The following is a 24,235-nucleotide window of genomic DNA, read 5'->3' as shown; positions in this document are numbered from 1 at the left end:
TTCCTTCGGCGGGCAGGGGCAGAACATGGGCCTGTTGTTCACCAAACTTAAAGATTGGGAACAACGCACTTCGGTCGCGTCATCGGTGCAAGCCATTGCCGGACGTGCGTTTGGCCCGCTGTTCTTCGGCATCAATGAGGCCATGGTCGTGCCCTTCGCACCTCCAGCGGTTCCAGAACTCGGAACCTCGAATGGCTTCAGCGCTTACCTGCAAGCAACCAGCGGCAAGACCCATGAAGAACTGCTTGCAGCCCGCAATATGCTGCTTGGTATGGCCGCTCAAAGCCCGGTTTTGACAGGAGTGCGTCCCGGAGGTGTAGAAGATGCTCCGCAGTTTCGCATAAACATCGATTGGGCCAAAGCGGGCGCTGTCGGGGTGACGGCTGCGGACGTGGGTACGTTTCTGAACACCATCTGGTCAAGCAGCTACGTCAATGACTTTTTGTATCAGGGCCGAGTCAAGCGCGTCTTCGTGCAAGGCGAGCCTGCGGCCCGCTCGACGCCAGAAGATCTCGCCTTGTGGCGGATACAGAACGTGAATGGTGGTTTCGTCGACTTCTCAACTTTTGCAACGCAAGAGTGGGTTTACGGCCCGCAGCAGGTGACCCGTTACAACGCGCTGCCGTCAATGGGCATCGATGGCACGGCCGCTCCTGGCTATACTTCGGGTGCTGCTATCGCTGCGATGGAAGACATTGCGACCAAACTGCCCCCGGGGTTCAATCTGCAGTGGACTGGCATGTCGCTTGAAGAAAAAGAAGCGGGCGCCGGGGCAATGGCGCTTTATGGCTTGGCCCTCGCGGCAGTTTTTCTGTGCCTAGCGGCGCTTTATGAAAGCTGGACTATTCCCATCGTGGTGCTTCTGGCGATGCCAGTCGGTGTGCTTGGCGCGTTAATTGGCGCATGGATTGGCGGTCAGTCGAATGGCGTCTACTTTCAGGTCGGCCTGCTGGCTGTTGTCGGTTTGACCGGCAAGAACGGGATCATGATCGTAGAGTTTGCCCGTGAGCGCATGGCCAGCCTTGGAGAGTCAGCAGTGGAAGCTGTGACCCAAGCAGCCAAACTGCGCTTCCGTCCGATCCTGATGACCTCTCTCGCGTTTGGTCTTGGCGTGGTGCCCTTGGTGCTGTCTTCCGGGGCGGGTGCCGGAGCACGGCAAGCCATCGGCTATGCCACTTTGTTTGGCACAATCACCGGTACCGCGCTGGCGATCATCTTCGTACCGGTGTTTTTTGTGCTGATCAGCCGGCTGTTCCGGCGCAGCGAAACCAAACCGGCGAGCGCAACTGCGAACGCCTGAGGCGACCCAAGCGTCTAAGGCAATGCCCCGGCTGGAAACGGTAGGGGCATTTTTTTAACGACCGAACAAAGGCAGACGTATCCGCAGCAACAGGCTGCTAATGGCAAAGAAAAAATGACTGGCAATCCCTGAAATGGTTTTGCATTTCGCGACATGAATGCTGCGCTTGACAGATTTAACGCTATTGGTATCACCTTGCCAGATGTCGCAATGATCATTTGATGCGAACGCAGATTGGACCACGTCATGGACGCGCCCCGATTTTTTTTTAGCGGCAGCGATATGGCGGATCGCATCAACCGATTCGATTGGTCTACAACCAGCCTCGGCCCCATTGCATCTTGGGCGGATGGCATCCGCGCTATCGTTGAGATGATCCTTCAATCGCCTTTGCCCATAGTGACGCTGTGGGGCGAGCCTGGGGTGATGATCTACAACGACGCCTATTCCGTTTTTGCCGGCGGACGGCATCCAAGATTGCTGGGCTCGGACGTGCGAGATGGCTGGCCAGAGGTCGCGGACTTCAATGATTACGTCATCAAAACCGTGTTTCGAAAAGGCGAGACGCTATCATTCAAAGATCAGGAGCTGGTGCTTGATCGAGGGCAGGGCGGTCAAAAAGTCTGGCTTGACCTCGACTATTCGCCCATCTTTGGCGAAAATCGGAAGCCGCTGGGCGTGATCGCTTTTGTGATTGAAACAACGGGTCGCGTCATTGCACAAGAGACAATCAAAGCCAGCGAAGCGCAATTCCGCAGCTTTGCACAATCCGTTCCGAACCACGTCTGGACGGCGCCGCCAAACGGATTGCTCGATTGGTTCAACGAACGCGTCACCGAGTATTCGGGCTGGCGACACGAAGAACTTGTCGGAGATCGTTGGGCAGAGATTGTCCACCCCGACGACCGGGATGGTGCTGCCCTAAGCTGGCAACAGGCGGTCACCCTATCGGAGCCTTATGAGACCGAGTTTCGCGTGCGCAGACATGACGGCGAATATCGCTGGCACTTGGTCAGGGCGTTGCCGATCTGCGATACAGACGGAACCTTGATGCGTTGGATTGGCACCAACACGGACATTCACGACCAAAAACTCGCCAAAGCTGAGGCCGCCAAGGATCGCAACCGGCTTTGGAGCCTGTCACAAGAACTTATGCTCGTCTGTGACTATCAGGGTGTTATCACGGCCATAAATCCTTCCGCCGAGCGCCTGCTTGGTTGGACAGAGGCGGAAATGATCGGCCACACGCTTACCGAATTTCTCCATCAGGACGATCGTACGCAAACAACTGCCGCACTGCAAAAGTTGGCATCAGGTGCCGCTACGCTGGCCTTTGAAAATCGCTATCGCACAAAAGCCGGCGCATTCCGTTTGTTCGCTTGGACGGTCGTGGCAGATTCCGACCGTATTCATGGCGTCGGCCGGGACGTTACCGAAGAGCGCGCGATCAGTCGGGACAACGAACGCATATGGAATCTGTCACCTGTGCTCAAGGTCGTCGCGTCGGTCACAGGGGTGGTCTCCGCGGTTAATCCTTCTTGGAATAAGGTTCTGGGATGGAGCGTTGACGAAACCATCGGCCGGCTTATCCTAGACTTTGTTGCCGTCGAAGACCGGGATGCTGTCCAAAGTCGCATCGGGATGCTTGCCTCAGGTGAGCCGATCAAGTCGTCCTTCAGTACCTTGCTGACCAAGGATGGCTTTATGCGTCGCATCGCTTGGACAGCGGTGCCTGAGGGCGACAAGATCTATGCCTTTGGTCGCGACATTACCGCGGAAATCGAAGCGTCAGAGGCACTTGCGGTCAGCGAGGCGGCACTTCGACAGGCGCAAAAAATGGAAGCCGTGGGCCAACTGACTGGCGGCATCGCACATGATTTCAACAACCTCTTGCAGGTTGTCAGCGGAAATCTGCAACTTCTGGCCAAAGATACCGAAGGAAATGAGCGTGCGGCGCGCCGACTGCAGGCGGCACAAGAAGGCGTCGCACGCGGCTCGCGACTGGCCGCGCAACTGCTTGCGTTTGGCCGCCGTCAACCGCTTGCTCCGAGGGTTGTCAACCTTGGTCGGCTCGTTCGCAGCATGGATGATATGCTACGGCGGGCGCTTGGCGAAACGATTGAAATAGAGACGATAGTGGCGGGTGGGCTTTGGAATACTCTTGTCGATCAAGGTAACGTTGAAAATGTGCTGCTCAATTTAGCAATCAACGCGCGCGATGCGATGGAGTCTGGCGGCAAACTTACCATTGAAACCGGCAACGCGTTTCTTGACCAAACCTATGCCCGCATGCATCCCGATATCACTCCGGGTCAATATGTATTGCTGGCTGTCACGGATACCGGCTGCGGCATTCCGCAGGAACTTGTGGAGAAGGTGTTTGATCCGTTCTTTTCGACAAAGCCCGAGGGTAAAGGCACCGGGCTTGGGTTGTCGATGGTTTATGGCTTCGTGAAGCAATCGGGGGGGCATGTTAAAATCTATAGTGAACTCGGTGAAGGCACTACGATAAAAATATACCTCCCGCGCTCCACTCAGGCCGAAGAAGATATGGTTGTCCGCTACTCCGGCCTGATTGAAGGCGGTTCTGAGACCATTCTTGTGGTCGAAGATGACAAGGGTGTGCGCGACACGGTGATCGAAATTCTGTCCGATCTGGGCTATAAGGTGCTTCAGGCCAGCGATGCCCAAAGCGCACTTGCGATTATCGAAAGCGGTGTGCCAATTGATCTGCTTTTCACTGACGTTGTTATGCCGGGGCCGTTAAAATCTACGCAGCTCGCCAGAATGGCTGTTGAGAGATTGCCAAATCTCGCGGTCCTGTTCACCTCGGGTTACACCGAAAACTCGATTGTACATGCAGGACGGCTGGATGAGGGAGTGGAACTGCTCAGCAAACCGTACACCACCGAGGCATTGGCGCTAAGATTGCGTCACCAGCTTGACGCTCGGGCAATTCGACAAAAAGCTCATATGCCTCCTTTAACGGTCGCAAAAGCCAGCCGAACCCTGAAAGTTTTGCTGTGCGAGGATGACTTCCTGATCCGTATGGCGACGAATGATATGTTGGCAGACCTCGGTCACACCGTGCTTGAGGCCGACACTGCGCAAAGTGCGTTGCAAATATTGTCGCAAAACACGATCGATCTCTTATTAACGGATATCGGTCTGCCCGACATGCTTGGCACATCACTCGTCAAAAAAGCCCGCGAAATCCAACCGTGCTTGCCCGTTATCTATGCGACTGGCCATATCGCGACACAAGGCATGGACTTGGACGAAAATACCCACGCCGTAACGAAACCGTATGCCAGTGGGGATCTCGAACATACTATCAAGAAGCTTTTTCGCGAGAAGCAATAGGCTCTCGCAAACCAAAAAGGCCGGGATTTCTCCCGGCCTTTGTTGCCTAGATTAAAGCTCGTTAGCGCGCACGGCCATGATGTGCAAAGCCGCCAAACAGACGGCCTTCGTCACGATGCTTGCCGCCTTTGACCGCACCGCTATGGGCTGCGACTGCCGAGATCAATGCCGTGGCGGCTGCTAGGAAAGCTGTCAGGATAGCGCTGATACGCGCAACTTCCGCTGCCTCAACCGCTTGGTTCTTCGCCTCAGTCGCAAGATTTTCAGCGTCCGTCCGGATTTTTTGCGCAGCGGCCACCGCAGTATCAACACGTGTTGCAGCTTCGGCTGCGGGAATACCAGCTTGAGCAGAAACTGCGCTGGCAAGATAAGCGCGCTCAGCATCGCTGATTTCGCCCGTCATCGCAACGTTTGACAAAATTGCCCCAGCATCTGCACTGTAATCCGCAGCAGGAGCCGCTCCTCCACCCGCCGTCGGAGCCGCGACTTGGTTAGGGCGGAGCAAGGTGGACGTCAGAAAGTCCGTCGGATTTGCGGTCGCGCCAGCATCTTGGTCCGCGCTTTGAACCGCGCCTTGCGCGGCGCCACCTGCGACGTCACCGGCGACCGTAGCGACGGTTTCAGCCGCCGATCCCGCTGCAGACGCTACGGATCCAGCCGCCGACAATGAGGTTGAAATCGCACCGTGCACTAAGACTACGGAGACAATGACACCAAGACCCCAGACCACCAAGCCATTCATGCCGTCGCGCGCCGTAACCTCGTCCGGCGTAGCGGTGCCGACGGGTCGACGCATCCGGCCGGCGATATAGCCACCCGCCATATAGCTGGCGACCATCGAGATCACGATCCAAATTCCGGTTACGATCAGCCATACGTTGAAGCTTCCTTCGCCGGGCTCGGCGGAGATAACCGAAAGTCCCAAAGCCGCGCCGAAGGCTGTAAACACCGAGCCAACCGCCACGGCGACTACTGCACCTCCTACGATCGCTGCCCAGTCCAGATAGGAGCCTTCCAGCGGTTTATCAGGTGTCGAACTGCGGGCGGTATCAACCGTGCGTTCCATTTTACTTCCCCACTTTTTGATCAGCGCAAGCCAATGAGCGACAGCACGGCCAAGACCACAACGACAAGCCCGACCAGATAGATGATCCCGTTCATGTGATGTCCTTTACAAAACGCACCTCCGCTGGTGCCCTTTGCACAACAAACAACGGGGCAAGTTGTTCCCGGCAATGCAAAACTTTTTGTGAGATCGCGTGATGAACGACGTCAGATAATCGCCGACCTCGGCAAATTACGGGCGAGTAAAGCTCCGTTGATGACGCTCAAGCGGTACTCCCGAGACTCAAAGCGGACGGTCTAAGAGCTGGGATCCGAAGTCGATTTGTTCCTATACACCTGATACGCTCTGCTGAAGTCTGCTCGCTTAGCACGCGCAACAGAAAACCGACGTTGATCTTCCATGACAACCAGGTGCGATCATCTTCTTTTATAACGCTCGAAATTGAAGACCATGCAACCCAGTGAGACCTATGGATCGAGTATCCCAGCGACATAGGGAGCTGTGTCACAAGATCTTTAAGCCGCGAACGCACGAAAATATCTGGCTGCCCCTCAATCGAAATTGAAATATAATGCTCATTCGCTGTGATGTATTTGATATCTTTAGACTTTATCGTAAATCCAGCAACATGCGCCTCGCTGCCTGGGCCTTCAACCTCCACAAAAGCTTCGGGTAACAATCGTAACTCTGGTTCAATCAGGCTTACGGCGTTCTCCAGCGTACCTGAATTGTCCGGGAAGATTTCGCCACTCTTTGCATCGCCACGATTACCAAAAGGGTGAATATACCTAATGCGGGGAAGAAAAATCGCGGCGAATACGATTTCCAATGCGCAGAACAGGATAAAATGAAACACGCATAAAAGCTGAACCTGCTCCATGCTCTGGCGCGGACCGCCAAACTTCCAAGTAAGCCAATTTCCCAGACATGCTGACATTATGGCCACTGGGATTGTCATCATCCAACACGAAAGCGATCTTAGTTTAGCTAAAAATGCCACGAAAATAATCAAAAAGTACGCCGCAAACACTGCGCACACCATCAAAGCGACGATAATGACGGATTTTGTCGGCTCGATCTGGCCATGCCCTTCATAGGGGTTAAGCCAAATCAACGAAAAGAAGCACAGGATGGCAAAAATCTTTAGCTCTGAACTCAGAAAGAACCTCTTAAGATCATTCGAGTTCATGGCGAAGGAAATTCCGGTAAGGAATTTTAAGTTCACGCCTCTCACCCCCTTGCTAAAGCTTTAGTGAACAATTGGAGGTCTTTCTGTTTGCATGTCGAATTTCCGTCATTATTAGTTTAAGGATCGCTTACTCGCGCTGCGCAGTAACTCGGTTGATATTGCGGTATCGCTTGGGCCAGACGCGGGATGTATTTGATTTTTCAGCAGGCGCGCGCCCCACCTCGCATGACCCAAAAAGTTGCTCAAAGCCGTCGCGCTTCTTCATGCAATAAAAAGAGCGGGCCTGAACAGGCTACGCCTTGGAACGCACGAAATTTTCACGAAATGGCAGTTAAAGACGGCATCAAGACGGTTGAAGCCTCACGAGATGTCGCCCTGTAGGGTGACGTGAAGCCACGAACTGATCTGATTTTGACCCAAAAGACGCCATTCACCGGCGCTCTGTGTTGCATGGGGTGCGAAGACAGGACCGCTAGCCTATTAACATTGCGTCAAAAGCTTGTGTCGGCCACGATAATTTGGAATGCCTTTTGATTGCGGAGCCAAGCCGCACCTTTAAAGGCAAGGGGGGACATACCGGCGACACTTTTTACGCCCGACTCAGTACTATTCACTTAATTGCGCGTCAACCCCAAGCAGCTTCGGTTCCCAATGATCACGGAATTGTGCAGTGCCCAAACGTTTTTTTATGACCGATTTAAAAGGGCCAATTCTGTTCTGTCAGCAAACGTCCGGAAAATCTTCGCGATCGCCGTACAATGCCGCTCTCGCAATCAATCTGATCGAAACCGTCTCTCTGTTGGATCTAGCTGGGATCGCAGCGGTGGGAGGATCTGCAGCCTAAGTCGCTAAATATCCGGGCTGGTGAGATCGCACGGCACTCGTTTTTTTGAAAGATGCGGGCTTCGCAGCCGTGTTGTTATTGCCTTCTCAAACCTGTTTTCCTTTGGCGCTCCGTGCTTCATAAGCCAAATAAGGAGGAACGAGATGTTCAGTACATGGAAGCAGGAAAAAGCTGTAGCGACTCTTGTTGATGAAGCGCAGTCTTTGGCGGACAAGCTCGCAAGCGCGAAGCCGCATATCGTTGACAGTCATGCCGCTGCCGCGCAGTTCTGGGCCGCCTCATATCTTGCGCTTGGTCAGAACCTTTATGACCTGATCGCGTGGAAGCCGGCAACCGTCACACGTTTTGCCAGCACGGCGCAGACCAAAATCGCGGCGCTGCGCAAAAAGCGTGAATATGACAGCAGTGATGGTCTTGCCATCTGGCTTCATACGGCACGGGCGGTCACAGAGCCTCGGATTGCGCCGGCCGTTCGCCAGATTTGGCAACATATCTTAGCTGCGGGGCCGAACGTCGAGGCGATGGCCCATGATCTGATGCAGGATGCTGGCCTGCCCTTGGACGAAGGCCGACGGTTTCCTCTCGGCTTTAGAATCGAGGATGGCAGTCTGAATTCTGACTGATCCGAGGCAGCTGCGGCCCCATCATAATCAAAGCAAAACCCACAAAAGCCGTTTCTGGCTTCCGTGGGTTAAGGCGATGTTTTCAAGATTCAAACTGGAATCACGGCAGCGCGTACGCCATGATGTAATCGCCCGGCTTGGTACCAACCGAGCCATGACCGCCAGCCACAATGACCACGTATTGCTTGTCATCGACCGTATAGGTCATCGGGGTCGACTGACCGCCAGCTGGCAGCCTGGTTTCCCACAACTGCGCGCCAGTCGTTAAGTCATAGGCGCGGAAATAATCATCCACCGCAGCGCCCAAAAATGCCACTCCCGACCGCGTTATCACTGGCCCGCCAATGCCCGGCACGCCGACTTTGATCTTCAATGGCAGCGGAGTCATGTCGCGTACGGTGCCGTTCTTGTGTTTCCAAACTACGTGCTCGCCGCGCAGATCGGCACCGGCAACGAAGCCCCACGGCGGTGCAGTGCATGGCACGCCAAATGCCGACAGAAGCGGACCCATCACCACACCAAAGTCTGCACCCTCATTGCGGTTCAAGCCCTGCTCACTAGCCGTTTCCTGGCCTTTCGGAGGAATGTCGGCTGCGGGAACCAACCGCGAAGTGAACGGCAGATAGGTTGGCATCCCAAACATAACCTGACGTTCTGGATCAATAGCAACCGAACCCCAGTTAAACGTGCCGAAATTGCCCGGATATACGATCGAGCCTTTCAGAGTCGGCGGGGTATACTGGCCCTCGTAGTCCAAGCTGCGAAACTTAATCCGACAAGACAATTGGTCGAACATGGTAATCCCCCACATATTCGGCTCAACCAGCGTTTCCGGGCGAAAGGTCAGCTTGGTGATCGGTTGAGTTGGTGAGGTCCAATCCTGTGGAATAGCTCCCCCGGGCGCAGGCACTTCTTCGCGCGGCGAAAGCGGCTCGCCGGTGCGACGGTCCAGCACCCAAATGTCGCCTTGCTTGGTCGGTCCAACGAGTGCCGGGATAACTTCGCCATCGCGGGTCAAGTCGATCAGCACCGGTTGGGATGGCACGTCCATATCCCACAGATCATGGTGAACGGTCTGACGCACCCAGCGTAACTGGCCAGTCGCAATGTCCAAGGCCACGATAGAGGATGAAAACCTTTCGACCTCTGGCGTGCGATCATAGCCAAGCTGATCGGGCACACGGTTGCCCATCGGCAGGTAGACCAGCCCCAAAGTTTCGTCATAGCTGAAAACCGACCAGCTGTTCGGCGAGTTGGTCGTGTAGCGCTCGCCTGCCGCTGCATCAATCGGAGTGGTCACATCGGGGTTGCCGCTGTCCCAGTTCCACAAAAGTGCGCCAGAATCGATATCAAAGGCACGGATCACCCCCGAGGGCGACTTGGTCGAGAAGTTGTCATTGACCGCACCGCCAACGATGATCTTGCCTTCGGTGACAACGGGAGGGGAGGTCGAATAATAGTATCCGGCGGGATTATATTCCATGCCGACTTCCAGACGCAGCGTACCTTGATCGCCGAAAAAGCTACAAGGCTTGCCCGTATCAGCATTCAACGCAATCAAACGCGCGTCCGCAGTCGGCAGATAGACCCGGCGCGGACATTCCGCCAAGGCAACGGTGTGCAGGGCGGTTTGCTCTGGCGTTGCATTCGCTACGGGCGCAATCGGCGTTTCCCACCAGGTTACGCCACGACAAGTCTGATGCTGACGATCCGGATTCATCCCCGAATTGGCATCAAACCGCCAATTTTCCTGACCAGTTTTAGCATTTAACGAGATCGCAATGTTATGCGGCGTGCAGACGTAAAGGTTTTCGCCAATTTTGATCGGAGTCACTTGATAAGTCGTCTCACCAACATCATCCGGTCGCTTCACGTCGCCGGTCTGATATTGCCAAGCGAGCACGAGATCCTTCACATTCGCTGGAGTGATCTGTTCCAGTGGCGACCAGCGTTGGCCAAACCCGGTGCGACCGTATTGATGCCATTCACCGTCTCCGGACTCATTTCCGGTGTTCAATGCAGTGCGCAGCCGTGGCACCACGTCCTTGGTCAACTCGCCTTTGATCGCGGACGGGTCTTGGAACATCGCATAGCCCGCCACCGCAATCGAGGCCGCAATAACGCCGCCCAACGCCATCGGAAAGCGTGCGGTCCCTTCCAACGCGTTGCCACTTTTCAAATTTCTGTACGAGACCGGAAGCAAAAGCAGCAGGCCGAGCAACACCGGAATGCCACCACGCGGCGCAAGTTGCCACCAGTCAAATCCGATTTCCCAAATCGCCCAAATCAGCGTGCCAGCCAGTGTCAGCGCGTAAACTGCCAGCGCAGCACGTCGCTTACGGATGAGCAAGACCCCGGTAGCGACGAATCCGATCCCCGCCAGAATGTAATAAGGGCTGCCGCCCAGCGCCAAAAGCCACCCGCCGCCGAGCATCAAAATGGCTCCGAATACAGCAAAGACGACACCCAAAACCGCGTTGTACATACTATCTCCTTACCTCGAACGTCGCCCTAGCTGCGCAGTCGGTAACAGACTTAACAGCGGCGAACGGTCTGACTGTTACGCATCACCTGACGGGTGATACGGGGGGAAAGCTGGCCTTCTAGCAAATGCCGCCCAACCCTTGAACGGTCGCACATCAAAGTAGCGGCTAAATGCAGAATTAATCGGCGCGTTAGGAATCATCTGGTCCGATCCACCGCTGGGGCAAGGCCGCACGCGCAAAGACGCCGGAAAAAAACAACGTTGGATGGAAATCTGTTCGGAAGGCTTTGTTGTTATCCGCTTATCTGCCCGCCAAAAGCAGAGAAACTATCGCGCATTGCACCAGGACAAACTTTTTATGGCGCTTCTAGTTCGCACTTGATCTCGCGCCGACTACGACAACCCGGCGGGTTACTTAACCACAAACCCATGCGCGAAGGGGTCCCGGTCATCGATAAAGATGGTGTTGTATCCTGTCATCCGTGCCCAGCCCGCAACAGACGGAATAATGGCAGCGCGATCTGCGACTGTGGTTGCCGCCTCTACCCGCCCATTGAACAGACTGCCGATGATCGATTCATGCACAAACTCATCTCCCACCGCCAGTTGACCCTTAGCCGCCAGTTGCGCCATCCGGGCCGAGGTGCCGGTGCCGCACGGGCTGCGGTCAATCGCCTTGTCACCGTAGAACACTGCATTGCGCGCATTTGCCCCGGCCACCGTCGCAGCGCCCGTCCATAAGATATGACTTAGACCGTTGATCGCCGGATGCTCGGGATGGATGAACTCATATTTCGCATTCAATGCGGCGCGCAGCTTTGGCGACCAGCCAATCAATTCGCCCGCTGTATGGTCAGCAATGTCGCGGAAATTCTTTTGCGGATCGACGATGGCATAAAAGTTGCCGCCATAGGCCACATCCACCACGATCTCACCTAAGCCCTCAACCTCGGCAGTCAGCCCTTCTGCATATAGAAAGCCCGGCACGTTGGTCAGCCGCACTTCTTCGACAAACCGACCGTCTTGCCGATAGCTGATATCGACCTTGCCCGCAGGCGCATCAATCGACAGTCGCCCCGGCGCGCGCGGTGTGATCAAGCCGTTCTCTACGCCCATCGTGATGGTGCCAATCGTCCCATGCCCGCACATCGGCAGACAACCCGAAGTCTCAATAAACAGCACCGCCACATCGCAATCATCCCGCGTCGGCGGATACAGGATACTGCCCGACATCATATCATGCCCCCGCGGCTCAAACATCAGTCCGGTGCGAATCCAGTCAAACTCACGCAGGAAATGCGCGCGTTTTTCCAGCATCGTCGCGCCTTTCAACAACGGAGCACCCCCGGTAACCAAGCGCACCGGATTGCCGCAGGTGTGTCCGTCGATGCAAGAGAAAGTATGGCTGGCCATGATCGGAACCTTGTTAAAATCGTTGCGGTGAGAAAGATGTAAGGTTGAGGGCAGGGGTCTGCCCGGTCAAAAGATCAGCCACCAGCCGCGCAGTCCCAGTGCTCTGCGTCAAGCCCAAATGACCGTGTCCAAACGCATAAATCACGCGCGGCGTAGCGCGGGCATGACCAATCGCGGGCAGGCTGTCGGGCAATGACGGGCGAAACCCCATCCACTGCACGCCGCCCTCTGGCTTTAATCCCGGCAAGAACGCTTTCGCCTTCTTCAGCATCGCCTCAGAGCGTTTGAAATTTGGCGGCAATTTCAGCCCGCCAAGTTCCACCGCACCACCCACCCTGATGCCCGTCGATAACCGGCTGACCACGAAACCATGCCCGCCAAAGGTGATCTGGCAGCGCAGATCAAACGCACCCACTGGCAGCGTGGTATTATAACCGCGCTCCGTTTCCAGCGGTATCTTCTCGCCCAAACTCCGCGCGATCAGATGCGAGAACGCCCCCGCAGCCAGCACGACCTGATCGGCACGAAGCGGGTCCGCACCAGCGCAAAGGACCGTCACGCCACTCGCATCATGCTGCAACCCTGTGGCCTCAGCCCGCAGGATGTCCCCACCATTGGCGCGAAAACGCTCAGCCAAGGCGAGCGTGTAAAGCTTCGGGTCAGCAATCGAATACCAACCCGGTGTAAAAGTGCCATGCGTAAACCGCGCCGCCAGACCGGGCTGCAACGCGGCCATTTCCGCCGAGTTCATATGCTGAAATGCGATGCCATGATCAGCCCGCGCCTCCCAACCGCGAAGTGAAGCTTTGAACTCCGCCTCGCCCTCATAAACCTGTAGATTGCCGCGCTTTTCCAGCATCGGCAGAGTGCCTGTGGCTGCCAAAAACGGCTCTAACTCGGCCTTAGACAGATCCATCAGAGCCGTTTGCGCCGCAGTTGATGCAGCCACTGCACCCGGCGCACACGCCCGCCAAAACCGATACAGCCACGGCGCTATTTGCAACGCATAGGCGGGCGGCACCGACAATGGCCCCAGCGGATCGAGCAGCCATTTCGGTGCTTTTCGCAGAATACCCGGCGAGGCGAGCGGCAGAATGTCGGTGAACGCAAACGCCCCCGCATTGCCTGCCGAAGCGCCTGAAGCCGGACCTTCGCGGTCGATCACCGTCACCGACAATCCCCGCGCCTGCGCCATCAGCGCCGCAGACAGACCGATAACTCCGGCCCCGATGACGATGACTTCCATCGACTCAAGCCGCGTATTTCAGCGCCTGCGGTTGTTTCGACCAATCGGCATACCAAGCGTCAAACAGCGCCAGTTGTGCCTCAACAAAGCCAGCTTGGCTTGGCGACAAAGCATCACTTTCATTGAATTGCAGCTTGTAGGCGGCATCACCCTTGATCACCAGCATATGCTTGAAAAACAACACCAAATCCGGCCCCGCATCGACCTTCGACAGCACCTGCATCGCGGTATCCAGCTCATACGCCAACCGACGCGCCTCGGCATCGCCCTTCATTGCAGCTTGGCAAAGCGCCGTCAGATGCAGCACTTCACGCGGCAACACATTGCCAATCCCAGTGATCGCGCCATCGGCACCGCAGTTCACATAGCCGTGGAACACGGCCGTATCGACGCCGATCATCAGCTTGATATCAGGGTTGCCACTGGTGATCGCTTCACCTGCATAAGACAGATCGTCAACGCCGCCGAACTCCTTGAAGCCCACCAGATTCGGATGCTCGGCCCGGATTTGAAAGAACAGATCGGCCTTCGTCGAATAACCATAATACGGGCTGTTATAGATCACCGCAGGCAGCTTCGGCGCTGCGGTCAAGATCGCCTTGAAATGCGCCTTCTGTGCCGCAACCACAGTGCCGCGCGACAGTAGCCGAGGAATAACCATCAACCCATGCGCGCCAACCTTCTGCGCGTGCGCAGCAATCGCGGCTGCAGTCGCGGTATTCACCGCACCCGTGCCAACAACAACCTTAATCCCAGCCTGCACCAGACGTTCTACGCCTTCCATCCGCTCCTCGGTGGTCAGCAGCGGCCAATCGCCCATTGAGCCGCAATAGACCACCGCCGACATACCAAGCCCCACCAACTCGCGGGCCTTCTCAACGAGCTTGTCGAAATCAGGAGTGCGGTCAGCTTTGCACGGCGTCATCAACGCCGGGATCGTGCCTGAGAAAATGCTGGAATTCATGTGAGCCTCCATTGGCAGGGAATCGGAGAGAGTGTGGATCGGATATTAACAGGATACGCGCTGTATTTTATTTGTCGACAAGAATGTTAACCGCCGTTTGCTCTTGGTAGATGTCGCCTACAAAGGCAAATCTTGCCGCAGATCGCGCGCGATCATATCTTGAATAAGCCGCACGATCTGATCGGCATGATCCTTGGCAAGCCTGTCGCAAAGTGTAACGTCCCGCGCTGCAACTGCCGCAATGATCGCCTCGTGCTCAAGCACAAACGGATGCGGTTGGCGACGCTGAAAGTTCGGATAATAGTAAAGCCGCAGGATACGCCGTCCTTCATCCAGCAGCCGCCCGAATAGCTGCACATAATACGGGTTACGCCCTGCCTCTGCGATGGTCAGGTGAAAATCGCGGTTGCGGGCGATCATCGCCAACTCATCCCCGGCATCAACCGCCTCGGCAAACACCGCCTGCCGCCGCAAAATCTGCGCCATATCCTCGGCCGAATGAAATTCCGCGGCCAAACGCGTTGTCACCCGATACATCAGCGTCAACGCATCAAAAAACGCGTTCAGATTGAGAAAATCAATATTGGACACCACGCTCGAACGGTTCGGCAGCGTCGCAACCAACCCTTCACCCTCCAGCTTCACCAACGCCTCGCGGATCGGCGTCCGCGACATCGCAAAACGCTCGGCCAGCGCAACTTCATCCACCGGGCTACCGGGCTGCAACGTCAGATCAAGGATTTCATCGCGCAGCACTTCATAGACAAGCCGCACGCCAGAGCCGCGTTTGCGTTCGGGCAGAGTGGGAGACGGAATATCGGCCATGGCTTTCCCCTATCACAGACCACCCTTAGGCGTTGCGGGAAATCCGATCAACCGCCGATCATTCGATGACGAGAGTGGAGGCCTACCGCAAAAGCCGATGCATCCAAACCTAGACGGATGCTTCAAACGGCCTAATTGCTGGCAAGCCTGCGCCAAAATTCAGAGAGACGCCATGACAGCCCACGCTGAAATTACCCCGCCGCTCTTTGAGATCGCCATACTGGCCGTAATCCGCAGGCTGGCGTGAACATGCGGGCGGACGAAATTGTCTATCCAACCGACAAGGGGCTATACTGTGCTCTTGGTGATTTCTACATCGACCCGCTGACGCCAGTTCCACGGGCTTTGGTCACCCATGGCCACTCCGATCACGCCCGTCCCGGCCATGGCGCGGTAATGGCGACGCGCCAAACGCTGGAGATTATGGCGATAAGATACGGCGACGATTTCACCGCCAACCCCCAGATCGCGGACAATTCAACCCGAATCGGCACAGTGACGGTCAGCTTCCACCCCGCCGGCCATGTCTTAGGTTCGGCGCAAATCCTGATCGCCCCCGACAACGGCCCGCGTATCCTCGTCTCAGGCGATTACTGCCGTACCCCCAATCCAGTCTGCCTGCCTTTCGAGCCAATCCCCTGTGATATCTTCATCACCGAAGCCACCTTTGGCCTGCCAGTTTTCCGCCACCCAGACCCACTGACCGAAATCAGCAGACTGCTCGCCAGCATGGCCGAATTTCCCGAACGCCCGCATCTCGTCGGTGCCTACGCGCTGGGCAAAGCGCAGCGCGTGATTGCCTTGGCGCGAGCCGCAGGCCACCACGCCCCTATCGCCATTCACGGCGCATTGAAGCGCCTTTGCGATTACCACGCGGAACAAGGCATCGACCTTGGCACGCTGGTTTCGGCAACCGACCCCGGTGATGCAAAGCTGATCCTCGCGCCGCCCTCAGCCTTCGCAAGCCCTTGGGTGCAGCGCTTCCGCGACCCGGTGATTTCCTACGCCTCGGGCTGGATGACAGTGCGCGCCCGTGCCCGTCAACGCGGTGTCGAATTGCCGTTGGTAATCAGCGATCATGTCGATTGGCCGCAACTGACCGCCACCATCCGCGAACTTGCCCCGCAGGAGGTCTGGATCACCCACGGCACCGAAGACGGTCTGATGCGCTGGTGCGAAATCGAAGGCATACCCTCCCGCCCGCTGCGGTTGATAGGCTACGAGGATGAACCCGAATGAAAGCTTTCGCGCGCCTTTTAGAGCGGCTGGCTTTCACAGCAGGCCGCAATGCCAAACTGACCATCCTGTCGCATTATTTTGCTGCCACCCCTGACCCAGATCGCGGTTGGGCATTGGCCGCGCTCACCAGCACGTTGGAGTTGCGCCAAGTTTCACCCTCGCTGCTCCGTCGCTTGGCAGGCGAGCGGGTAGACGAGCAGCTTTTCGCTTTGTCCTACGATTTCGTTGGCGATCTGGCCGAAACCATCGCCTTGATCTGGCCTGAAGGTTCAAACCCCGGCCCCGAGGTAACTCTATCCGATGCCGTGACGCTGTTGCGCGAAACGGGCAAAGTGGCGCTGCCCGCAGCTATCGCCGGGATACTCGACAGGCTCACCGCACCCGAACGACTCGCTTTCCTGAAGCTCGCCACCGGGAACATGCGCGTCGGCGTTTCCGCCCGACTTGCCCGCATCGCTTTGGCACAAACCAGCGCCCGCAGCGTCGAGGAAGTTGAGGAAATCTGGCACGGATTGCAGCAGCCCTACACCGCACTTTTCGCATGGCTGGCAGGCGGAGATCGCCCGGAACCCGCATCCTCCGCACCTTTCCGCCCCGTGATGCTATCCACTCCAATCACCCCACAAGACCTTATCCCACTTAACCCAGACGAGTATTTTGCCGAATGGAAATGGGACGGCATCCGGGTGCAAGCGGTGTCGGAAGGCGGCCTGCGCAGGCTATATTCCCGCACTGGTGAAGACATTGGCGCTGCCTTCCCTGATCTGATCGAAGCGCTCGACTTTGAAGGCGCCGTCGATGGTGAGCTTCTGGTGCGCCGCGATACCGAGGTCGCCCCCTTTGCGGATCTGCAAAAGCGCCTTGGTCGCAAACTGGTCAGCGGCGCGATGCTGAAAAGCCATCCTGCCAGTCTGCGGCTCTATGATATCCTGACATGGCAAGGCGAAGATTTGCGCCCGCTTCCGCTAGCCTCCCGTCGCGCGCGGCTTGAATCCGTCAATTTCATCAGCGACCGCATCGACTTGTCGCCTCTGCTGCCCTTCAACGCTTGGGAAGATTTGACTGACTTACGCGCCACTCCGCCCGCCTCGGTCATCGAAGGCGTGATGATCAAACGCCGCGATGCGCCCTATATTGCGGGGCGTCCGCGCGGCCCTTGGTTCAAGTGGAAACGTGATCCGATGGTGATTGATGCCGTGCTGATCTACGCGCAGAGCGGTCACGGCAAACGCTCGGGCTTTTACAGCGATTTCACCTTCGGCCTGTGGGACGGCACCGATTTGGTCCCGGTCGGCAAAGCCTATTTCGGTTTCACCGATGAGGAGCTTAAAGAACTCGACCGCTTCGTGCGTAAAAACACCACGCAACGTTTTGGCCCGGTGCGGCAGCTTGCGCCGCTGCTGGTGGTCGAAGTTGCGTTTGAGGGCCTCAACCTATCGCCCCGTCACCGCTCTGGCCTCGCCATGCGCTTTCCGCGCATTTCGCGCATCCGCTGGGATAAGCCCGCAGCCGAGGCCGATCAGTTGCAGACCTTACGCGCGATGTTGTGACCCGAAGCAACCGGAGGCCAGGCTGGTGTGTCCACACGTGGCAAAGGCTCTGCTTATGTGATATCAATAGGTTACGTAGGGGTCATTTACCGAAAGTTAACTTTTGCACGGGAATGCCTACGCCATCACATCGCTACCCGACTCGGAGGAATGGTCGGTGCTTTGATTGGGCCAAGCGCTGCCAAGTGGTCGCGCATTGTATCGGCAGCCTGACGGTTTTTGCCTTGCAAGGTCAATTCCAATATCTGCACATGCTCGGCGCAGCGCAACCGGGCCAATTCTCGGTCAATGCTTTGGCCGTATTCGATGAGCCGCCGTAATCGGTTCACCCGCCGCAGGCTTTCGATGAAAAACGCATTGCCGCTGCACTCGGTGATTGCCTCGTGCAGAGCACTGTTCACCTCGAACAAACGCACCGTAGAGATTTCCAGCACTTCGCCCGCGACAAGCCGATGCTGCTGCTCCAGATGCCGCCCTAACTCCGGCACATTGGCCGCGTAGCCGGGTTCCAATAGGGCGGCGGGTTCAATCGCCTGCCGAAACGAATAGCTTTGCCGATAGGTCTGCATCGAGGTCAAAACTGGAAGAAACCGCCACCCATTGCCCGGCAAACGCTCAACCCAGCCTTCTTCAGACATCCGCCGCAGCAACGCCTGAATCCGGGGCCGGGTAATACCATAGCGGCGCAGCAATTCGTTTTCGCTGATCCGTTCCGGCATCTGCCCGCTAAGGCGATCCCGCGCGATGGCTAAGTAAACGTCCTCATCATCCTCAGTCGGCGCAGGTTCCGCCGCCAAATCCGCGGCCAACTTCGTATCGGCAACGCAATAACCCCCACGCGAACCGGGCCTCAGCACTCCCGCCACTTCCAGTTCCTGCAAGGCCGCTCGGATCGGAGAACGTGAGACATGAAACCGCGCCGCAAGACTGCGTTCGGTCAACGGCTCGGCCTCGGCCATACCGCTGGCATGAACGAACCGAGCAATCTGAAGCGCAAGCGAACTGATGATCTGCGACACGTCAAAAGCTTTCCAATAACGGTTAGGCACCTTGTCGCACATCCGCCCGCCCACGCCAAGCATGTGGTTTTTTGCACTTGCAAAATTCCGACGTGAGTCGTATTGGCATTTCATAGGCACAAAATGCCACCTTACTGAGGCCACCCCATGCGCATCCTCGTTCTGCCCGGCGACGGCATCGGCCCCGAAATTACCGCAGCCACACTGCGCGTGCTGGACGCCGCCAACGCCAAGCTGAACCTCAACCTGCAGATCGAAAGCGCCGACATTGGCCTGAAGGCGCTTGCCGAGCAAGGCTCCACCCTGCCTGACACCGTGATGCAGCGCATCCCGCAGGTTGATGGCGTCATCCTCGGCCCGGTGTCGCACTATGATTACCCAAGCCGCGACAAAGGCGGCATCAATCCCTCGGGCGAGTTGCGCGTAAAGTTTGAACTGTTCGCCAACATCCGCCCCTGCCGCTCACGTCCCGATCTCAGCATCCTGCGTAAGCCGATGGATCTGGTGATCGTGCGCGAAAATACCGAGGGCTTCTACTCTGACCGCAATATGTTCGCAGGCTCGGGTGAGTTTATGCCCGACCCCGACATGGCGCTTTCCATCCGCAAAATCACCGCGCGGGCTTCCAATCGCGTGGCACGCGCCGCGTTTGAACTGGCCCGCAGCCGCCGCCGCAAGGTCACTGCGGTGCATAAGGCCAATGTGGTCAAACTGTCCGACGGCCTGTTTCTGCGTGAGGTGCGCAAAGTCGCCGCCGAATACCCCGATGTGCAGCTTGACGAGTTGATCGTTGATGCCACCGCCGCGCTGCTGATCCGCCAACCTGACCGTTTTGATGTGATCGTCACCACCAACATGTTCGGCGATATCCTGTCGGATGAGGCTTCGGAGCTTTGCGGCAGCCTTGGCCTTGGCGGCTCGATCAACCAAGGTGAGAATATCTGCGTCGCCCAAGCGCAACACGGCTCTGCGCCGGATATCGCTGGTCAAGGCAAGGCCAATCCCACCTCGCTGATCCTATCCAGCGCCATGCTGCTGCATTGGCTGTCGATCCGTCACGCGGCCCCCGCCTTGGCCGAAGCCGCTCGGCAGATCGAAGCTGCGGTCGAAGCCACCTTGGACAATCCCACGACCCGCACCGCCGATCTCGGCGGCACTTTGGGCACCGCCGCCTTTACCGACCACGTTCTGCAAGCACTTGGTCAGCAAGATTGATCCAGCTTCGATTGGCGTATATGTTTACATAATGCCATTTCAGGTTGGAACATGAACGAATTACATCGCACCTTGGCAGACAGGATCGTCCGCCATATCAGGACATCGGCCATGACACAGGGGCAACATCTGACCGAAACCAGTCTCCAGGAAATTCTGGGCACTTCGCGTCAGCCGATCCGGTCGGCCCTCGGCTATCTCGCCGATCAGGGTCTGCTGGAGCGTGTGCCGAACAAAGGCTTTTTCTTGCGCAATCCGGCGCTTGTGTCAGAAGCTGCGTCGACTGACGATACGTCCGAGGTCGCAATCTACCTGCGCATCGCCGATGATCGCCTCGCCAAACGCCTGCCCGACCGGATCAGCGAGAATGATCTGATGCGCCGCTACGGCATCTCACGGCTTGGCCTGCGCCGCGTGCTGACCCGGATCTCGGGTGAGGGTTGGATTGAGCGTAACGAGGGCCGAGGTTGGACCTTTGCCGCGCTGATCGACTCGGTCGAAGCTTATCGCGAGTGCTACGAGTTGCGCCAAGTGATCGAGACCCACGGTCTACGCTCGCCGCAATTCCGCTTGGACCGCAATGTGTTGGCCGATCTGCGACGGCGGCAGCAGATCGTCGCCGATGGCGGCTGGCAGCGCCTCAGCCAGATGGAGTTGTTCGAGGCCAATTCCGAGTTTCACGAAGGCTTGGCCGAACTCTCAGGCAACCGCTTTCTGCTCTCTACGGTGCAAAAACTGAACCAACTGCGCCGCTTGGTGGAATACCGTCAGACCCTGAACACCGATCAGGTGATCGACCAAAACGCCGAGCATCTTGCTATCCTTGATGCCCTGGACGCCAGCGATACCGCGCAAGCCGCCGACTTGATGTTCGCGCATTTGGGCAAAGCCAAGCAGCGCAAAGCCCGTGAAGAAATGTTCCTACCGCAGCCCGAAACCGCTGCGGCTTTGTAAGCCTATTATAACGGAGGAAAAACGATGACACGCGTATTGATCCCAACAGGGGCGCTGGGCCTTGGCTATGATCGCGCCGCATTGGCGCTGGGCATCGCAGGCCGCCCCGACATTATCGCCGTCGATGGCGGCTCAACCGACAGCGGCCCGTCCTATCTCGGGCGCGGCGTCTCAAAATACTCCCGCGCGTCCATCAAAGCCGAATGGCGCGAGCTGATGCAGGCCCGCGCGACAGCCGGAGTGCCATTGGTCATCGGCACCGCAGGCACTTGCGGCGCGGATTCGGCGGTCGAGTGGCTGCTCGATATCACCCGCGAAATCGCGATTGAAGAAGGGATGCAGGCCAAGGTCGCCACCCTGCGTTCGGGCCAGCCGAAAGCTCGCATCAAGGCCGCAATGGCAAACGGTCGCCTGCGCGCGCTGTCTGCCGCGCCTGAGATTTCCGATCAGATCATCGACGATTGCACCAATATCGTGGCCCTCGCTGGCACCGAGCAAATCGCCGCCGCCTTGGCTACGGGCGCTGATATCATCATCGCTGGCCGCACCACCGATACCGCCATCATCGCAGCTCTGCCGATCACACGGGGCGATCATGCGGGCGCTGCTTGGCATGGTGCGAAGGTTGGCGAATGTGGCGCGCTCGCGACCACGCATCCAAACTCTGGCGTGATCCAGATTGATTTCGATGCCACAGGTTTTACCGTCGAACCGATGGCACCTGAGGCTTCTGCTACCCCCTACACCGTCTCGGCACATATGCTTTACGAGAACGCCGATCCGTTCATCCTCTATGAACCAGGCGGCCATCTTGATGTGACCCACGCGGGCTACAGCGCGCTTGATACACGCCGCGTCCGGGTTGAAGGCTCTACTTGGGTTCCCGGCCGCTATACCGTCAAGCTGGAGGGCGCGCGGGTTGTGGGGCATCAGGCGGTTGGTCTCGCGATCATCCGCGACCGCCGCTACGTCGAAAATATCCGCGAGTGGGCGGCCGATGTGAAAACCAAAGTCACCCAGAAAATTATCGAACGGATGGGTCTTAGCTCCGACCAATTCACCGTTGAACTTCGGTTGATCGGCGTCGATGCCACGCTTGGCGGCTTAGAAAATCGCAAGGAAACGCTGGTCGAAGTTGGCGTTCTTGGCATCCTCACTTGCCCTACCGCCGAGCAGGCTTCCGAGGCCGCCAAAATATTGAACCCCTACCTGCTGCACCATCCGCTGTCAGAGGACGAACCGATGCCGACCTTCGCCTTCCCGTTCTCGCCTGCCGAAATGCAGCGCGGTGAATTGCATGAATTCTGTCTCAATCATGTGATGGAGCTTGATGATCCAATGTCGGCCTTCGTGCTGGAAGTGCATGAGGTTGGGCATGCCTGAACTTGGTGAACTGGTCAGCAAAGTCCGCTCAAAGAATGCCGGGCCGTTCTGGCTGACCGTCGATGTGTTCTGTGACGATGCGATAGTGTTTGAGCGGGTGAAAGCTGGCCTGAAAGACGAAGTCGTCGCCCGGCTGTTCGGCGTTGATCGCCAACTGCTGAAACGTTTCGACATTCCTTCGTTGAACGTGATCAAGTTTTCAGTGCCGCGCCCAGTTGTGCAAGGCACCGGCGCTGATCGGGACATGCACGGCGCTGGCTGGGGATCTTTGCTGGAAGAATTGCAAATTGAGTGATTCGAACTATGTGCGGCCATAACAAGCATCTTGGCCGCACCAAAGCTTGACGTCTTGGGGCGGGTCGGCAAAACTAAACACTCAGACGCTATCTCGAAAGGGCTAACATACTGACATTGTAGCGAATATCATGTTAGCCTCACCGCGCTTTCTTGGTCCAGAGCCGAGACAGAAAGGTTGTTCGCCCGCAGATATTGTCGTATGTATGACTTTGAGACAACTGCGAGGAGGCAGTTTGCGGTCGTCATCAAACCGATTGCGACCAGATGTAACGAATGATTCCACGGGAGGAATAACATGATCAGAACGATTTTCGCCGCAGGCGTAGCCGTCACGCTCGCAGGACTTACCCCAGCTTTTGCCGACCCGGCTGTGGTGATGGCACCCGGCGGTGCGGGTGGTGGCTATGACGCGATGGCTCGGCTACCGTTTGATGCGATGAACAAAGAAGGCATCTTCACCGACGGCGCGACCTTCACCAACAAAGGCGGCGCTGGCGGCACCATCGGTCTGACCGAGTTTGTCGGTGCCAACCAAGGCAACGACAACGCGGTGATGGCGATGGGCGTCATTATGGTTGGCGGCATCCTGATGAACAACTCTCCGGTGACGCTGGATGATGTGACACCATTGGTGCGGCTGACCAACGACACCGGCGTTGTCGCCGTTGCCACTGACTCGCCAATCCAAAACGTCGCTGATCTGGTTGCTGCGATGAAAGCCGATCTCGGAGCGGTTGCCATCGGTGGCGGCTCGGCGGGTGGTGTTGACCACATCGTCATGGCGCTGATCGCCAAGGAAAGCGGTCTTGATGCTGCGACGCTGAACTACATTCCCTATGACAGCGGTGCAGAAACCGTGACGGCTTTGGGTGGCGGTGCGCTGACCGTTGCCGTGTCCGGCGCTTCGGAGTTCAAACCGATGGCTGACGCAGGCCGCATTCGCATCATCGCGGTGACTTCTGAAGGTCGTGTTGAGGGTATCGACGCGCCCAGCCTCAAAGAAGCAGGGCTGAATGTGGTCGTCGGTAACTGGCGTGGCATCGTTGGCGCTCCGGGTATGTCGGACGCAGGCAAGGCCATGTGGCTCGACCGTTTCGCCAAGATGCATGAGAGCGCAACGTGGAAAGAAACTTTGAAAACCCAAGGCTGGGAAGACGCCTACCTGTCGGGCGATGAGTTCGTCGCTTTCCTGAACGATGAAAAAACCCGGATTGGGGAAGTCCTGAAAGATGCCGGATTGGTGAAATAAGCCAACCCGTT

20 protein-coding genes are annotated in these 24,235 nt (G+C 57.2%); 11 read left to right on the top strand and 9 right to left on the bottom strand.

The window, feature by feature from the left end:
• Nucleotides 1–1,300, top strand: a 1,300-nt coding sequence (locus tag JWS10_RS18450) for an efflux RND transporter permease subunit (protein ID WP_299509261.1), incomplete at its 5' end; no start/stop codon positions are given.
• A 54-nt stretch (nucleotides 1,301–1,354) separates the two neighbouring features.
• Here the strand turns inward: JWS10_RS18450 and JWS10_RS18445 are convergent.
• A complete protein-coding gene (locus JWS10_RS18445) occupies nucleotides 1,355–1,684 on the bottom strand; it encodes a hypothetical protein (protein WP_299509263.1) in 330 nt (109 codons plus the stop codon).
• Here JWS10_RS18445 and JWS10_RS18440 point away from each other — a divergent pair.
• Nucleotides 1,583–4,663: a PAS domain S-box protein gene (locus JWS10_RS18440; RefSeq protein WP_366943555.1), complete on the top strand. Its 3,081-nt coding sequence runs from the start codon at nucleotides 1,583–1,585 to the stop codon at nucleotides 4,661–4,663. The two genes, JWS10_RS18445 and JWS10_RS18440, sit on opposite strands and share 102 nt — an antisense overlap.
• A gap of 61 nt (nucleotides 4,664–4,724) precedes the next feature.
• On the opposite strand, the gene JWS10_RS18435 is transcribed toward JWS10_RS18440, so the two are convergent.
• Together JWS10_RS18435 and JWS10_RS18430 are read right to left on the bottom strand one after the other, a co-directional pair.
• Complete coding sequence (locus JWS10_RS18435; protein ID WP_299509260.1) at nucleotides 4,725–5,729, bottom strand: hypothetical protein; 1,005 nt, start codon at nucleotides 5,727–5,729, stop codon at nucleotides 4,725–4,727.
• 262 nt (nucleotides 5,730–5,991) lie between these two features.
• On the bottom strand, nucleotides 5,992–6,954 hold the full coding sequence (locus JWS10_RS18430) for a LytTR family DNA-binding domain-containing protein (protein ID WP_299509259.1): 963 nt from the start codon (nucleotides 6,952–6,954) through the stop codon (nucleotides 5,992–5,994).
• Nucleotides 6,955–7,104: 150 nt separating this feature from the next.
• Here JWS10_RS18430 and JWS10_RS18425 point away from each other — a divergent pair, with 150 nt between their 5' ends.
• Both JWS10_RS18425 and JWS10_RS18420 read left to right on the top strand, forming a co-directional pair.
• Nucleotides 7,105–7,299 (top strand): hypothetical protein, encoded by a 195-nt coding sequence (locus JWS10_RS18425; RefSeq protein WP_299509258.1) that lies wholly within the window; start codon nucleotides 7,105–7,107, stop codon nucleotides 7,297–7,299.
• Between the two features lie 606 nt (nucleotides 7,300–7,905).
• Nucleotides 7,906–8,385: a hypothetical protein gene (locus JWS10_RS18420; protein WP_299509257.1), complete on the top strand. Its 480-nt coding sequence runs from the start codon at nucleotides 7,906–7,908 to the stop codon at nucleotides 8,383–8,385.
• A gap of 100 nt (nucleotides 8,386–8,485) precedes the next feature.
• Here JWS10_RS18420 and JWS10_RS18415 read toward each other — a convergent pair whose 3' ends face one another.
• From JWS10_RS18415 to JWS10_RS18395, 5 genes are all read right to left on the bottom strand, one after another.
• Nucleotides 8,486–10,870 (bottom strand): glucose/quinate/shikimate family membrane-bound PQQ-dependent dehydrogenase, encoded by a 2,385-nt coding sequence (locus tag JWS10_RS18415; RefSeq protein ID WP_299509256.1) that lies wholly within the window; start codon nucleotides 10,868–10,870, stop codon nucleotides 8,486–8,488.
• A gap of 411 nt (nucleotides 10,871–11,281) precedes the next feature.
• Nucleotides 11,282–12,283 (bottom strand): 4-hydroxyproline epimerase, encoded by a 1,002-nt coding sequence (locus JWS10_RS18410; RefSeq protein WP_299509255.1) that lies wholly within the window; start codon nucleotides 12,281–12,283, stop codon nucleotides 11,282–11,284.
• Nucleotides 12,284–12,296: 13 nt separating this feature from the next.
• On the bottom strand, nucleotides 12,297–13,529 hold the full coding sequence (locus tag JWS10_RS18405) for an FAD-dependent oxidoreductase (RefSeq protein WP_299509254.1): 1,233 nt from the start codon (nucleotides 13,527–13,529) through the stop codon (nucleotides 12,297–12,299).
• 4 nt (nucleotides 13,530–13,533) lie between these two features.
• Nucleotides 13,534–14,493: a dihydrodipicolinate synthase family protein gene (locus tag JWS10_RS18400; protein WP_299509253.1), complete on the bottom strand. Its 960-nt coding sequence runs from the start codon at nucleotides 14,491–14,493 to the stop codon at nucleotides 13,534–13,536.
• 117 nt (nucleotides 14,494–14,610) lie between these two features.
• A complete protein-coding gene (locus JWS10_RS18395; protein WP_299509252.1) occupies nucleotides 14,611–15,318 on the bottom strand; it encodes a GntR family transcriptional regulator in 708 nt (235 codons plus the stop codon).
• Nucleotides 15,319–15,567: 249 nt separating this feature from the next.
• On the opposite strand from JWS10_RS18395, the gene JWS10_RS18390 reads away from it, so the two are divergent.
• Nucleotides 15,568–16,557 carry a ligase-associated DNA damage response exonuclease gene (locus JWS10_RS18390; RefSeq protein WP_299509251.1) on the top strand — a complete coding sequence of 330 codons (990 nt, stop codon included), beginning with the start codon at nucleotides 15,568–15,570 and terminating at the stop codon, nucleotides 16,555–16,557.
• A complete protein-coding gene (locus JWS10_RS18385) occupies nucleotides 16,554–18,107 on the top strand; it encodes a cisplatin damage response ATP-dependent DNA ligase (RefSeq protein ID WP_299509250.1) in 1,554 nt (517 codons plus the stop codon). Before JWS10_RS18390 ends, JWS10_RS18385 begins: the two co-directional genes overlap by 4 nt.
• 125 nt (nucleotides 18,108–18,232) lie before the next feature.
• On the opposite strand, the gene JWS10_RS18380 is transcribed toward JWS10_RS18385, so the two are convergent.
• Nucleotides 18,233–19,189: a GntR family transcriptional regulator gene (locus JWS10_RS18380; protein WP_299509249.1), complete on the bottom strand. Its 957-nt coding sequence runs from the start codon at nucleotides 19,187–19,189 to the stop codon at nucleotides 18,233–18,235.
• 84 nt (nucleotides 19,190–19,273) lie between these two features.
• Here JWS10_RS18380 and JWS10_RS18375 point away from each other — a divergent pair, with 84 nt between their 5' ends.
• From JWS10_RS18375 to JWS10_RS18355, 5 genes are all read left to right on the top strand, one after another.
• On the top strand, nucleotides 19,274–20,341 hold the full coding sequence (locus JWS10_RS18375; RefSeq protein ID WP_299509248.1) for an isocitrate/isopropylmalate dehydrogenase family protein: 1,068 nt from the start codon (nucleotides 19,274–19,276) through the stop codon (nucleotides 20,339–20,341).
• 51 nt (nucleotides 20,342–20,392) lie between these two features.
• Complete coding sequence (locus JWS10_RS18370) at nucleotides 20,393–21,295, top strand: GntR family transcriptional regulator (RefSeq protein ID WP_299509247.1); 903 nt, start codon at nucleotides 20,393–20,395, stop codon at nucleotides 21,293–21,295.
• Nucleotides 21,296–21,319: 24 nt separating this feature from the next.
• Complete coding sequence (locus tag JWS10_RS18365) at nucleotides 21,320–22,678, top strand: acyclic terpene utilization AtuA family protein (protein WP_299509246.1); 1,359 nt, start codon at nucleotides 21,320–21,322, stop codon at nucleotides 22,676–22,678.
• On the top strand, nucleotides 22,671–22,973 hold the full coding sequence (locus JWS10_RS18360; protein WP_299509245.1) for a DUF4387 family protein: 303 nt from the start codon (nucleotides 22,671–22,673) through the stop codon (nucleotides 22,971–22,973). Before JWS10_RS18365 ends, JWS10_RS18360 begins: the two co-directional genes overlap by 8 nt.
• 297 nt (nucleotides 22,974–23,270) lie before the next feature.
• The gene (locus JWS10_RS18355) at nucleotides 23,271–24,224 is read left to right on the top strand and encodes a tripartite tricarboxylate transporter substrate-binding protein (RefSeq protein WP_299476864.1); all 954 of its coding nucleotides are present in this window, start codon (nucleotides 23,271–23,273) and stop codon (nucleotides 24,222–24,224) included.
• The last annotated feature ends 11 nt before the right edge of the window (nucleotides 24,225–24,235 follow it).

Origin of the sequence: Cypionkella sp. (assembly GCF_028290025.1) — a bacterium.
Classification (GTDB): domain Bacteria; phylum Pseudomonadota; class Alphaproteobacteria; order Rhodobacterales; family Rhodobacteraceae; genus Cypionkella.
The sequence above is the reverse complement of the archived record's forward strand: the minus strand, read 5'-3'. Positions and strand labels throughout refer to the sequence as shown.

Excerpts from the sequence above, each read along its gene's own strand:
- JWS10_RS18390 (WP_299509251.1), top strand. The coding sequence starts at position 15,568 with ATGCGGGCGGACGAAATTGTCTATCCAACCGACAAGGGGCTATACTGT.
- JWS10_RS18400 (WP_299509253.1), bottom strand. The coding sequence starts at position 14,493 with ATGAATTCCAGCATTTTCTCAGGCACGATCCCGGCGTTGATGACGCCG.
- JWS10_RS18385 (WP_299509250.1), top strand. The coding sequence starts at position 16,554 with ATGAAAGCTTTCGCGCGCCTTTTAGAGCGGCTGGCTTTCACAGCAGGC.
- JWS10_RS18375 (WP_299509248.1), top strand. The coding sequence starts at position 19,274 with ATGCGCATCCTCGTTCTGCCCGGCGACGGCATCGGCCCCGAAATTACC.
- JWS10_RS18355 (WP_299476864.1), top strand. The coding sequence starts at position 23,271 with ATGATCAGAACGATTTTCGCCGCAGGCGTAGCCGTCACGCTCGCAGGA.
- JWS10_RS18405 (WP_299509254.1), bottom strand. The coding sequence starts at position 13,529 with ATGGAAGTCATCGTCATCGGGGCCGGAGTTATCGGTCTGTCTGCGGCG.
- JWS10_RS18360 (WP_299509245.1), top strand. The coding sequence starts at position 22,671 with ATGCCTGAACTTGGTGAACTGGTCAGCAAAGTCCGCTCAAAGAATGCC.
- JWS10_RS18440 (WP_366943555.1), top strand. The coding sequence starts at position 1,583 with ATGGCGGATCGCATCAACCGATTCGATTGGTCTACAACCAGCCTCGGC.
- JWS10_RS18425 (WP_299509258.1), top strand. The coding sequence starts at position 7,105 with ATGTATTTGATTTTTCAGCAGGCGCGCGCCCCACCTCGCATGACCCAA.
- JWS10_RS18370 (WP_299509247.1), top strand. The coding sequence starts at position 20,393 with ATGAACGAATTACATCGCACCTTGGCAGACAGGATCGTCCGCCATATC.
- JWS10_RS18435 (WP_299509260.1), bottom strand. The coding sequence starts at position 5,729 with ATGGAACGCACGGTTGATACCGCCCGCAGTTCGACACCTGATAAACCG.
- JWS10_RS18410 (WP_299509255.1), bottom strand. The coding sequence starts at position 12,283 with ATGGCCAGCCATACTTTCTCTTGCATCGACGGACACACCTGCGGCAAT.
- JWS10_RS18365 (WP_299509246.1), top strand. The coding sequence starts at position 21,320 with ATGACACGCGTATTGATCCCAACAGGGGCGCTGGGCCTTGGCTATGAT.
- JWS10_RS18380 (WP_299509249.1), bottom strand. The coding sequence starts at position 19,189 with ATGCTTGGCGTGGGCGGGCGGATGTGCGACAAGGTGCCTAACCGTTAT.
- JWS10_RS18420 (WP_299509257.1), top strand. The coding sequence starts at position 7,906 with ATGTTCAGTACATGGAAGCAGGAAAAAGCTGTAGCGACTCTTGTTGAT.
- JWS10_RS18415 (WP_299509256.1), bottom strand. The coding sequence starts at position 10,870 with ATGTACAACGCGGTTTTGGGTGTCGTCTTTGCTGTATTCGGAGCCATT.
- JWS10_RS18395 (WP_299509252.1), bottom strand. The coding sequence starts at position 15,318 with ATGGCCGATATTCCGTCTCCCACTCTGCCCGAACGCAAACGCGGCTCT.